General features: G+C 34.0%; 11 protein-coding genes and 1 other RNA gene. 7 read left to right on the plus strand and 5 right to left on the minus strand.

The genetic code is table 11. The features are described from left to right. Positions 1-141: 141 nt before the first annotated feature. The 6 genes from QOR44_RS04320 to QOR44_RS04345 all read left to right on the plus strand — a co-directional run bounded on the left by QOR44_RS04320 (position 142) and on the right by QOR44_RS04345 (position 8459). Positions 142-2775: a pneumococcal-type histidine triad protein gene (locus QOR44_RS04320; RefSeq protein WP_000678290.1), complete on the plus strand. Its 2634-nt coding sequence runs from the start codon at positions 142-144 to the stop codon at positions 2773-2775. A gap of 99 nt (positions 2776-2874) precedes the next feature. Continuing rightward, entirely contained in the window at positions 2875-3534 is a 660-nt protein-coding gene (locus QOR44_RS04325; RefSeq protein WP_141444583.1) for an HD domain-containing protein, read from the plus strand. Between the two features lie 8 nt (positions 3535-3542). Beyond that, entirely contained in the window at positions 3543-4007 is a 465-nt protein-coding gene (locus QOR44_RS04330) for a GNAT family N-acetyltransferase (protein ID WP_000621138.1), read from the plus strand. After that, the gene (gene msrB / locus QOR44_RS04335) at positions 4007-4441 is read left to right on the plus strand and encodes a peptide-methionine (R)-S-oxide reductase MsrB (RefSeq protein WP_000665410.1); all 435 of its coding nucleotides are present in this window, start codon (positions 4007-4009) and stop codon (positions 4439-4441) included. The genes QOR44_RS04330 and msrB overlap by 1 nt, the downstream gene beginning before the upstream one ends. 152 nt (positions 4442-4593) lie before the next feature. After that, positions 4594-7356, plus strand: coding sequence for a cation-translocating P-type ATPase (locus QOR44_RS04340; protein ID WP_000168909.1), 2763 nt, complete (start codon positions 4594-4596; stop codon positions 7354-7356). Beyond that, positions 7356-8459 (plus strand): DUF2974 domain-containing protein, encoded by a 1104-nt coding sequence (locus QOR44_RS04345; RefSeq protein WP_000065324.1) that lies wholly within the window; start codon positions 7356-7358, stop codon positions 8457-8459. Before QOR44_RS04340 ends, QOR44_RS04345 begins: the two co-directional genes overlap by 1 nt. A 118-nt stretch (positions 8460-8577) precedes the next feature. Here the strand turns inward: QOR44_RS04345 and QOR44_RS04350 are convergent, their stop codons facing one another. Together QOR44_RS04350 and ssrA are read right to left on the minus strand one after the other, a co-directional pair. Beyond that, positions 8578-9216 (minus strand): CatB-related O-acetyltransferase, encoded by a 639-nt coding sequence (locus QOR44_RS04350; protein ID WP_141444580.1) that lies wholly within the window; start codon positions 9214-9216, stop codon positions 8578-8580. A gap of 243 nt (positions 9217-9459) precedes the next feature. Continuing rightward, positions 9460-9809: a transfer-messenger RNA gene (gene ssrA, locus QOR44_RS04355) on the minus strand. A gap of 92 nt (positions 9810-9901) precedes the next feature. Here ssrA and QOR44_RS04360 point away from each other — a divergent pair. Further along, positions 9902-10513 carry a TVP38/TMEM64 family protein gene (locus QOR44_RS04360; RefSeq protein ID WP_001056394.1) on the plus strand — a complete coding sequence of 204 codons (612 nt, stop codon included), beginning with the start codon at positions 9902-9904 and terminating at the stop codon, positions 10511-10513. A gap of 36 nt (positions 10514-10549) precedes the next feature. On the opposite strand, the gene QOR44_RS04365 is transcribed toward QOR44_RS04360, so the two are convergent. From QOR44_RS04365 to QOR44_RS04375, 3 genes are read right to left on the minus strand one after another with little or no spacing between them, the layout of a single operon-like run. Next, positions 10550-11332, minus strand: a complete 783-nt coding sequence (locus QOR44_RS04365) for a hypothetical protein (protein ID WP_000467141.1) — start codon at positions 11330-11332, stop codon at positions 10550-10552. A gap of 11 nt (positions 11333-11343) precedes the next feature. Next, entirely contained in the window at positions 11344-12042 is a 699-nt protein-coding gene (locus QOR44_RS04370) for an ABC transporter ATP-binding protein (protein ID WP_283572667.1), read from the minus strand. Then, a complete protein-coding gene (locus QOR44_RS04375; RefSeq protein ID WP_000312256.1) occupies positions 12043-12411 on the minus strand; it encodes a GntR family transcriptional regulator in 369 nt (122 codons plus the stop codon). Positions 12412-12478 lie beyond the last annotated feature (67 nt).

The following is a 12478-nucleotide window of genomic DNA, read 5'->3' on the forward strand; positions in this document are numbered from 1 at the left end:
TTTATTTAAATATAAATGAGCTATAAATGAGTTTTTGTTAGTAACTAAATAATAAAAAGATGGCAAATAGTATTGCAAAAAGAAAAACATCTGATATAATTAACTAGTTAACTAAAACGAAAAAACATTTATGGAGGACTCATGAAAGGTCAAAAAATTATTGCTCTAGCTGGTCTTGTCCTGTCATGCCATTTTGCTCTTACGGCATGTCATACTCAAGAACACAAAAATTCTCATCATATTAAAACAAAGCAGGTTGCTAAGAAAAAAGCTAATAAAAAGAAAGTCTCTGTTAAGGAAAGTCATAAAAAACGCAAGGGTGTTGCAGGGGTTGACTTTCCAACTGATGATGGCTTTTTACTGACTAAAGATTCAAAGATTTTATCTCATACCGATTCTGGAATCGTTGTAGCACATGGAAATCATTCTCATTTTATTTTTTACTCTGATTTAAAAGGTTCAAAATTTAGCTATTTAATCCCTAATGCTAATGCAAAAACTAATAAAAATCAAGCGGTAAGAAACTTTAAAGCAGGGGCGGTAGCTGTTAATACATTAAATGATGGCTATGTTTTTAATCCCGCAGATATTGTTTCAGAAGATGCTAATGGCTACGTGGTCAGACATGGTGACCATTTCCACTATATTCCAAAAGCAAGTTTATCTCAGCAAAAGCAAGTACAAGCAAGTAGAGCTGTTTCACGTTTAGGAAATCAAAGTAATAGCCATTACAGGGTTAATAGTTCTAAAATTGCAGGGCTTCACCACCCAACAAGTGATGGTTTCTTATTTAATGGACGAGGAATAAAAGGCACTACCCCAACAGGTATTTTAGTAGAACATCATAATCATCTGCATTTTATTAGTTTTGCTGATTTAAGAAAAGGGGGGTGGGGATCAATTGCTGACCGTTACCAACCACAAAAGAAAGCTGATTCTAAAAAACAGTCACCATCCAGTAAAAAGCCAAGAACTGAAAATACTTTACCTAAGGACATCAAAGATAAGCTAGCTTACCTTGCTCGTGAATTACATTTAGATATTTCACGTATCAGAGTCCTTAAAACACTAAATGGTGAAATTGGATTTGAATACCCACATGATGATCATACACATGTTATTATGGCCAAAGATATTGATCTAAGTAAGCCAATTCCAAATCCACATCATGATGATGAAGATCATCACAAAGGTCATCACCATGATGAGTCCGACCATAAGCATGAAGAACACGAGCACACTAAATCAAATAAATTATCTGATGAAGATCAAAAGAAATTAATTTATTTAGCAGAGAAGCTTGGTTTAAATCCTAATCAAATTGAAGTATTAACGTCAGAGGATGGAAGTATCATCTTTAAGTATCCACATGATGACCACTCACACACTATAGCAAGTAAGGATATCGAAATTGGGAAGCCTATCCCAGATGGACACCACGATCACTCTCATGCAAAAGATAAAGTTGGTATGGCAACTCTAAAACAAATTGGTTTTGATGATGAGATTATTCAGGATATTTTGCATGCAGATGCTCCAACACCATTCCCATCAAATGAAACTAATCCCGAAAAAATGCGTCAGTGGCTTGCAACTGTTACTAAGATTAACATTGGACAAAGAACCAATCCATTCCAGCGTTTTGGTCTATCATTGATGCCTAATATTGAAGTTCTAGGAATTGGGTTTACTCCGATTAATGATATGACGCCAGTTTTGCAATTCAAAAAACTTAAACAGCTTTGGATGACAAATACTGGTATTACAGATTATTCTTTCCTTGATAAGATGCCACTATTAGAAGGATTGGATATTTCACAAAACGGTATTAAGGATTTATCTTTCCTTACAAAATATAAACAATTAAGTCTTATTGCTGCAGCTAATAATGGCATTACTTCGCTAAAACCATTGGCTGAATTACCAAACCTTCAATTCTTAGTTTTGAGTCATAACAATATCTCTGACTTGACACCGTTATCAAACTTGACAAAACTCCAAGAATTGCACCTTGATCATAATAATGTGAAGAATTTAAGTGCACTTTCTGGTAAAAAAGATTTGAAAGTTCTAGATTTATCAAACAATAAATCCGCAGACTTATCGACTCTAAAAACAACTAGTCTTGAGACGCTTCTTTTAAATGAGACGAATACAAGCAATTTAAGTTTCTTAAAGCAAAATCCTAAGGTATCTAATTTAACAATTAATAATGCGAAATTAGCATCATTGGATGGTATTGAAGAGAGCGATGAAATTGTTAAAGTAGAAGCTGAAGGAAACCAAATTAAGTCACTAGTATTGAAAAATAAACAAGGTTCGTTAAAATTCTTGAATGTGACTAATAATCAGTTAACATCACTTGAAGGTGTTAATAATTATACTTCACTTGAGACCTTAAGTGTTTCTAAAAATAAACTTGAATCTTTAGATATTAAAACACCTAACAAAACAGTTACAAATCTTGATTTTAGCCATAACAATGTTCCAACATCACAATTGAAATTGAATGAAAAAAATATTCCTGAAGCAGTAGCTAAGAATTTTCCAGCAGTTGTAGAAGGTTCAATGGTTGGAAATGGTAGTCTTGCTGAAAAAGCAGCTATGGCTTCTAAAGAGGACAAACAAGTTTCAGATAATACTAATCACCAAAAAAACACTGAAAAATCTGCTCAAGAGAATGCTGATAGTAAAAAAGAAAACCCTAAAACACATGATGAACATCATGACCATGAAGAAACAGATCATGCACATGTAGGTCATCATCACCATTAATCTTTTACGGAGCTAATATATAAAATCCTTCAAGAATTTCTTGGAGGATTTTGCATTTATATGCTAAATCATTTATTTTTTCAGAAAATTAGCTATAATATGACTATGGTTAAAAGAGAAGATGTGATTTTAAATGCAACTGAAAATATGGTTCACTATAAATTAAAAAATGATCCAAGTGGCCATGACTGGTTTCATATCGTTAGAGTAAGAAATCTTGCAGTAGAATTAGCACACAAAGAAGGTGCTAATATCTTTATTTGTCAAATGGCTGCACTTTTGCATGATATTATTGATGACAAAATCTGCCAAGATAGTAAGCAAGCGTCGTATGAATTGACTCAATGGTTATATAGTCAAGATCTTGCCATAGCAGAAGTAGAACATATCCTTGATATTCTTCAAAATATTTCATTCAAAGCAGGAACTGGATTGACTATGAAAACATTGGAAGGTAAAATTGTTCAAGATGCAGATCGCCTAGATGCTATGGGGGCTATTGGTATTGCAAGAACGATGGCTTATTCAGGGAGTAAAGGACGTTTAATTCATGACCCTAACTTAAAGCCACGAGAAAACCTCACTTTAGAAGAGTATCGTAATGGTCAGGATACAGCTATCATGCATTTTTACGAAAAATTATTAAAGTTAAAAGACCTTATGAATACAAAACAAGGGAAAATGCTTGCTCAAAAACGTCATGATTTTTTAGAACTATATTTAGCCGAATTTTATGCTGAATGGAATGGTAAACGTTAGGAGTAGATATGATTCGTAGAGCGAAAGAAAAAGATTTGCCTGCTATTGCAGAGCTATTGAAACAAATTTTAGTGTTACATCATGGGGTTCGCCCAGATATTTTTCATACAAGAGGAAGTAAGTTTTCTAAAGAACAATTGAAAGAAATGCTGATAGACGAATCAAAGCCTATCTTTGTTTATGAATCAGACGAGGGTAAAGTTGTTGCCCACTTGTTTCTTCAATTACAAGAAAAACGTGACTTACCTCGAAAGTCATTTAAAACTCTCTATATAGATGATTTGTGCATTGATGAGGAAGTAAGAGGTCAGCAAATTGGACAAAAGTTGATGGATTTTGCAAGACAATATGCTAAGAAACATGGGTGTTATAATATAACTTTAAATGTTTGGAATGATAATCAGAGAGCGGTCTCTTTTTATGAAAAATTAGGTTTTAAACCTCAACAAACTCAAATGGAGGAGATACTATAATGAAAGAAACACAAGAAGAATTGCGTCAGCGTATTGGACATACAGCTTATCAAGTAACCCAAAATTCAGCTACGGAACATGCTTTTACTGGGAAGTATGATGATTTTTTTGAAGAGGGTATATATGTAGATATCGTCAGTGGAGAGGTTTTATTCTCTTCTTTAGATAAATTTCAATCTGGTTGTGGTTGGCCAGCATTTTCAAAACCAATTGAGAATCGAATGGTGACAAATCATCAAGATCACTCTCATGGAATGCATCGTATTGAGGTTAGGAGTCGTCAAGCTGACTCTCATTTAGGGCATGTATTTAATGATGGACCGGTTGATGCAGGTGGTTTACGCTATTGTATCAATTCAGCTGCCTTAGATTTTATTCCTTATGACCAGATGGCAAAGAGAGGCTATGGGGACTACTTATCACTTTTTGATTAATAAGAGACGACTTAAGGGTATATCTTAAGTCGTTTTTTATGTATGGTAAAAAGAATTGGTGGCAGGTGTATTCTTCATCAGTTTATTTTCTGAAAAAAAGAGTATAATATAGGTATCAAAAATGAAAACGTTTTAGAGAAGGAGACTAGAGTATGGCTTCTACAAATAATGTTTCAGATACAAACACACGTTTTGCTAAAGAGGAGTTAGAAGAGGTTTTCGAAGAATTAGGGACAACTCAAGGTGGTTTATCAGATGAAGAGGTTGCTGTACGTCAGAAAAAATATGGTTTAAACCTGTTATCTGAAGTAAAGCAAGAATCAATTATTTTATTGTTTCTGAAAAATTTTACTAGTCTTATGGCAATACTATTATGGGTTGGAGGATTTGTGGCTATTGTTTCTAATAGCTTAGAGCTAGGTCTTGCCATTTGGATGGTTAATGTGATTAATGGTATTTTTAGTTTCATTCAGGAATACCGTGCAAGCCAAGCAACACAAGCTCTCAAGAAAATGTTACCATCTTATTCACGTGTTCTTAGAAAAAGCTCAGAAGAGAAGATATTATCAGAGCAATTAGTCCCAGGCGATATTGTTCTTATTGAAGAAGGAGATCGTATTTCAGCAGATGGTCGCTTGATTAAAACAACAGATTTGCAAGTAAACCAATCAGCTTTGACAGGGGAATCAAATCCTATTTATAAAGATAGCAATGTTGAAAACGACCAGTCTAAAACATTGATTGAATGTGATAATATGGTTTTCGCAGGAACGACGGTCTCCAGTGGTAGCGCAACAATGGTTGTTACGGCAATTGGAATGCAAACTCAATTTGGTCAAATCGCTGATTTAACACAAGGGATGAAATCAGAAAAAAGCCCTCTTCAAAGAGAACTTGATCGGTTGACCAAACAGATTTCTATCATTTCAATTACGGTAGGAATTATCTTTTTCTTAGCAGCGACTTTTTTTGTTAAGGAGCCAGTGTCAAAATCATTTATCTTTGCCTTGGGGATGATCGTTGCATTTATCCCAGAAGGTTTACTACCTACCGTTACACTTTCTCTAGCTATGGCAGTCCAACGAATGGCTAAAGAACACGCACTTGTCAAAAAACTTTCTTCAGTTGAAACTCTTGGAGCAACCTCAGTTATCTGTTCTGATAAGACTGGTACATTAACGCAAAATGGAAAGAGTTACCAAGTGACAGGACTGGGTTATGCTCCAGAAGGACAGATTCTTTTTGAAGGTGACAATATTTGCTTTGGTAATAGTGATAGAGGAGACTTGGAAAAACTTATTCGTTTTGCTCATCTTTGCAGCAACGCTCAAGTATTACCACCAAATGATGATCGTTCAACTTATACTGTACTTGGAGATCCGACAGAAGCTTGTTTGAATGTTTTATTGGAAAAATCAGGGATAAACAGACAAGAAAATCGTAAGTTTGCACCACGTTTGAAAGAATTACCTTTTGACTCGGTTAGAAAACGCATGACAACTATTCATAGCTTAGGAGGCGATGAAAAGGATAAAAAAATTTCAATTACAAAAGGTGCGCCGAAAGAAATACTTAATTTATCAGATTATGTCTTATCTGATGACAAAGTTATCCCCTTAAACAAGGAAGAACGTAATAAAATACAGTTGGCTAACGATACATTTGCTAAAGATGGACTTCGCGTCTTAGCTGTTTCATACTGCGATATTGAAGGCTTTTCAAAAGAACAATGGACGCAAGAAAATTTGGAACAACACATGGTGTTCATAGGGTTGATAGCAATGAGTGATCCACCTCGTGAAGGCGTTCGCGAAGCTATTGATAAATGTCATGCAGCAAGCATTCGTATTATTATGGTGACTGGAGATTACGGATTAACGGCACTGAGTATCGCTAAAAATATTGGTATTATTCGTAACGATAATGCTAAAGTAATTTCAGGTTTAGAGTTATCAGAAATGACGGATAGCCAATTGAAAAAAGAATTGTCAGGTGAAGTCGTTTTTGCTCGTGTAGCACCAGAACAAAAATATCGAGTAGTAACGATATTACAGGAGATGGGTGAAGTAGTAGCAGTTACAGGAGACGGGGTCAATGATGCGCCGGCGCTAAAAAAATCCGATATTGGTGTAGCCATGGGTGTTACCGGTACTGATGTTGCTAAAGAATCAGCTGATATGATTCTGACAGATGATCATTTTGCTTCTATTGTACATGCCGTGGAAGAAGGGCGGGCTGTTTATCAAAACATTAAGAAATTCTTGACGTATATTTTTAATAGTAATACTCCTGAGGCGGTTCCGTCGGCATTCTTCCTTTTTTCTAAAGGTTTTATTCCTTTACCATTGACTGTAATGCAAATACTTGCTGTTGATTTGGGAACCGATATGCTTCCCGCTTTAGGTCTAGGCGTGGAACCACCAGAAACAGATGTTATGAATCGTCCTCCAAGACGGCTAACAGATCGCTTATTGGACAAAGGGCTACTTATAAAATCTTTCCTTTGGTACGGCACTATTGAATCCGTATTAGCTATGGGTGGTTTTTTCTGGGCTCATTATTTACGTTATGGTAATTTTACTTTTTTCGTCGCAAACGGCATACCGTACAGAGAAGCGACAACTATGACACTTGGAGCTATTATCTTTAGCCAGATAGGTATGGTTATGAATAGCAGAACGAGCTATCAATCTATTAGAGCACTATCTATTTTTGGTAATAAATTAATTAATTTTGGTATAATAATGGAGATTTTAGCATTTTTAGTCTTAGTATACGTGCCACCATTCCATAACTTATTCAACACAGCAAGCCTAGGTTTATCACATTGGCTCTATTTAATAAGCTGCCCGTTTATCATGATAGGTTTAGATGAAGTTCGGAAATTATTCAGCAGTAGAAAGAATAAACGGTGATGTCAAATATAATAACTTATTTAAAAAATAATTCAAACTTAACTTTTGATGAATTAGCATTAAACGATGTTGACATTCTTTGTTTAAATGAATTTGGCTATATTTCTTTTGAAAAACTTATAAACACTACAGAAATGAAGTCAGTTTTAGTCTGTGAGTTATATCATGAGTACCTTCAAACTATGGCTAAATCATATAGCTTTATGTTCACATCACAACGACATGATTTATGTCAGTTAATGATGACCTCGAAACGTTTTAAAAACTTAACTTTATCTTATTATCGAGCTGAGGTTAGTTTAGAATTTGAAAAACAATTTGCAGCTATGGTTTTTACTATTCCTAACATTGATTATCATCAGGTTGTATTTCGTGGTACTGATGCCAACCTTATTGGTTGGAAAGAAGATTTTAAATTGACGTATATGAGAGAAATATCGGCTCATCGTTCAGCGATTAAATACTTAAATACAATACTGCCTTATTTTGATAAAGTAGTTCTCTCAGGTCATTCTAAGGGTGGTAATTTAGCCTTGTACGCTGCAATGTTTACAAAGCCAGATTTAAAAGCAAAAATTGATTTGATTTGGCTTATTGACTCCCCAGGACTACAAAAAACTTTGTTACCTACTACAGAGTATAAAACTACTAAACAAAAGTGCATTCGCTTACTACCAGAAGAATCTATTGTTGGTATGATGCTTTATAGTGATATAGAGCCGCTAATTATTAGTAGCAATGCGCGTGGAATTCTGCAACACGATGTTACAACTTGGGAAATTCAAGAACCAGCTATTTTAAAGACTGGAGCGGGATTATCGCTAAAGAGTATTTGTTTTGAAAAGACATTTCAACAGTGGATGGCTGAATTAAAAAGTCAAGAAAGAAAATTATTTTTTGATTTATTATTTGATAGCTTCCTATCAAGTGGCGTATCTAGTTTGGATGACTTCAACTTGGCTTCCAGAGCAAAAATGATGAAAGCTTTTCATAGCTTTAGAGAACTAGATGATGATAAAAAAAGGTTATTTAACAAATCTTTAAAATTATTAGTAACCATATTTTGGGGAGCTTATCATGATAATAGCAGAAAGACTAAGTAGTTTTCCTAGAATTGCATTAGTCTAAACATGGTGCTAAATAAACTAGCAAAATAGCATACTAAAATACTACTCAGCATAATATGAGTAGTATTTTAGTATGCTATTTGATGAAGTTATTCTAGAGTTTATGATTTTTGTTTTCGGAAATACTTTTTAAAGTATTGAAGAATTCCTTCTTATCTGAAAATTCGCTAATATGTTCCTTAATAGCTTCATCTGACCAATTCCACCACTGAGATGCATTTAATAATGTTATTTCTTCCTCTGAAAAGCGATATTTGATAATTTTAGAAGGTGTTCCAGCAACAACAGCATAGTCAGGGATGTCTTTGGTAATAACTGAACCTGCTCCAATAATTGCTCCATTACCTATTGTAACAGATGGAAGTATAGTGACATTAGTTCCTATCCAGACATCGTTGCCAATAATAACTTTTCCATTTTTCTTTTCATCTATTAAGTCCGCCCTATCCTCATTTATAAATCCCCTTGACTTATAGTAAATAAAAGGGTTAGTGGTAATGTGATCGGTTGGATGATTCATACCAGTAATAGTAACGTTCTGGGCTATTGAGCAAAATGCTCCAATTTCTTTTAAGTTAACGCCTTCGTAAAAGAATTGTTGATATCCATATGTGTACTTTCCTACCGAGAATCCATATTTAGGGTAACTGGCACCAGTACTCATATCTGTCCTCATAGGATCATTTTTAAGCTCTAAACGTTTCTCTAAATGTTTTTTTAAAATACTAGCCATAACTAGCCTCCAATCGTAGACTAAATAGATTATAACATTTTTTCCTCTAAAAACCTTACCTTTTTTAATAAATTCTATAAATTAGAATGACAAAGAGTGAGCTAATGAGGTGGCCTAATTCAATGTTAGAGTCTGTTCCCAGTATTTTTTTCCTAAGATAGGGGCAATGTATGAACAAAGAAACAAAATAAAAACCTTGTAATAACAAGGTTTTTATTTTGTATAGTAAGTTATGATAAAATGATATGGAGCCGGTGGGAGTCGAACCCACGTCCAAACATCTGCTAATATATTTGTCTACAACTATAGGTTATGTATTGATTTAACTAGGTGATGACACATAACTCAAGCCCTCACATAGCGAGTCTATAAATCTCTTTTTAACTAACTAGACAGTAGCCAAACGTAGTTTGCTGATAAATAAGACCTTCTAGCAAAACGCAAACAATCTTGTGAAGATCACGCAGGCTGTTTTTTAGGCAGCTAATGCGTAAGAATTTGTATTTTTTGCAGTTATATTTAACTGGCATTTTACATCTGCCGATGAGTCGCAAAATATACCTCATAATGCCTGTCGAATCCGTAACGACCCCAAAAGTAGAATAAAGCATAAAAACTTACCAATATAGTATAACAAATACTATTTAAAATAGCAAAAATTTAACAGTTGTGTTATGATTAAAGCATGAATATGAAATTATCAAAACGTTACCGCTTTTGGCAGAAGGTCATTAAGGCTTTGGGTGTCTTAGCGTTAATAGCGACCCTTGTCTTAGTTGTTTATTTGTACAAACTTGGTATTTTGAATGATAGTAATGAATTAAAAGACCTAGTACACAAGTATGAATTTTGGGGTCCAATGATTTTTATTGTGGCTCAAATTGTACAGATTGTTTTTCCAGTAATTCCTGGAGGTGTTACAACAGTAGCAGGTTTCTTAATTTTTGGTCCTACCTTAGGCTTTATTTATAACTATATTGGGATTATCATCGGAAGTGTCATCCTTTTTTGGTTAGTCAAATTTTATGGACGAAAATTCGTTTTGCTATTTATGGATCAGAAGACATTTGATAAATATGAGTCTAAGCTAGAAACATCCGGATATGAAAAGTTTTTTATCTTTTGTATGGCATCTCCCATTTCACCAGCGGACATCATGGTGATGATTACCGGTCTATCTAATATGTCTATTAAGCGCTTTGTGACAATCATTATGATAACGAAACCTATTTCTATCATCGGATATAGCTATTTGTGGATTTATGGCGGTGATATTTTGAAAAATTTTTTGAATTAAAAATAAAAAAAGGTTGGAGATATATCTCCAATCTTTTTATTGTATATTAAGTTTGTACTTAATAATAGAGTGTGTCAACATATAGAATATAGCAATTTCAACAATGCTAACAAGTATATTGTAGAGCAATACAGGTTGAGAGAATGTTGCATTTGCATGAGAGTTGAATAAATCAATATGAAAAATACTATCTATTATTAATGTTAAGAAAGTAATTAAGAGTGATATTCCAAAATAAGAAACAATTCCCATCAATACACGTTTGTTTGTAAATAATTGCCCTACAGCGATAGAGAGATAAATCAGTAATGTCCCTGCAACGTACGATAGAAAGAAATAGGCGATAAAAAGTGGAGCGTTCGAAGATGAAATAATTTTATAGATTTCTGGAAAAGCGACAACGAACCGACCAATACCTACTAAAGGTAATATGACCAATATGATTCCAATAATGACAATAAAAATATTAAAAATGCTCCAAAGAAGAGAAGCTAGTAGCTTTGAACAAATAATCTGATTCGTAGTTACTGGGAGCGTTAAGGTTAGATATCCTTGACGGCCGAAGATATTACTATAAAAACGTTTGATAATAATAGCAAGGGTGGATAACAGAGATCCTGAAATAACCATCGCTAGCAATAAAACGAGTATTATAGTGAATATTTGGGCGCTAGTACTATTAGTATCAGTAGAAAAATTGCCGCCAAGTGCCTTTAATACCAGTCCTAAAATAATAGATACTAATAAAACCGCAGCGTTGAGTGTTAGATACCACTTACCAACTGATTTTAATTCATATTTTAATAATTTTCCAAACATATCAATCTCCTTTATTTCTTGAATCTTTCACGAAAGAGAGCATCAATCGAACAGTTGTGCTCTTCTCTTAAGTCATCAGCATTGCCTTGTAGGTCAATTTCTCCTTCTTTAAGGAAGATAACTTCATCAAGGATAGGTTCAATGTCAGAAATTAAGTGAGTCGAAATTAAAACAGAAGCATCATTAGAGTAGTTGCTAATGATTGTTTTTAAAATGTAGTCACGCGCTGCAGGGTCTACACCACCAATAGGTTCATCAAGAATGTAGAGTCTAGCTTTACGACTCATAACAAGTATTAATTGAACTTTCTCCTTGTTCCCTTTCGATAGGTTTTTTAGACGTTCCTTAGGATTTAGGTTAAGATTCTCAAATAGTTGATAAGCTACCTTTGAATCAAAATCGTTATAGAAATCTTCAAATAATGTAACGACGTCTTTGATTTTCATATTTTCTTGTAAATATGAAGTATCAGGGAGATATGAAATAATTTTTTTGGTTTCAACAGACGGTCTGTAACCATCAATAACGATATCTCCCTTATCTGGCTGAAGTAATCCATTTATCATTTTGATGATTGTTGTTTTTCCGCTACCATTTGGACCTAATAAACCTATAATCTTTCCTGTTGGAATACTTACAGTCACATCATTAACAGCAGTATGTTTGTGATATTTCTTTGTAACATGATGAAGTTGTAATAACTGTGTCATTTAATTAATCTCCTTTATAAAATGATCGAGAGCAACCGTAATTTCATCTAATTTATATCCTATTTTTTTCATGTTGTTGACAAAAGTTGCTAACTCTGCTTTTGCAACTTGTTGACGAATTTTACCAATTAGTAAGTTGTCTTCTGTAACAAAGCGTCCGGAAGTACGTTGTGAGAATACCATTCCTTCACGTTCCAATTCAGTGAAGGCACGTTGCATGGTATTTGGGTTAACACCAGCTTCTTGAGCTAACTCTCTCACGGTAGGCAATTGGTCACCACTTTTTATTTCTTGACTAACAATTTGCATCTTTATATGTTCAGCAATTTGTGAATAAATAGGTGATTTTTCATTGAATTCCCAAGCCATAGATAACTCCTTTCATAATCTTGTACTTTTTGTACTATAAAAATAGTACAAAAAAATATTTGAAATG

The sequence above is a fragment of the Streptococcus agalactiae genome (assembly GCF_949788565.1).
Classification (GTDB): domain Bacteria; phylum Bacillota; class Bacilli; order Lactobacillales; family Streptococcaceae; genus Streptococcus; species Streptococcus agalactiae.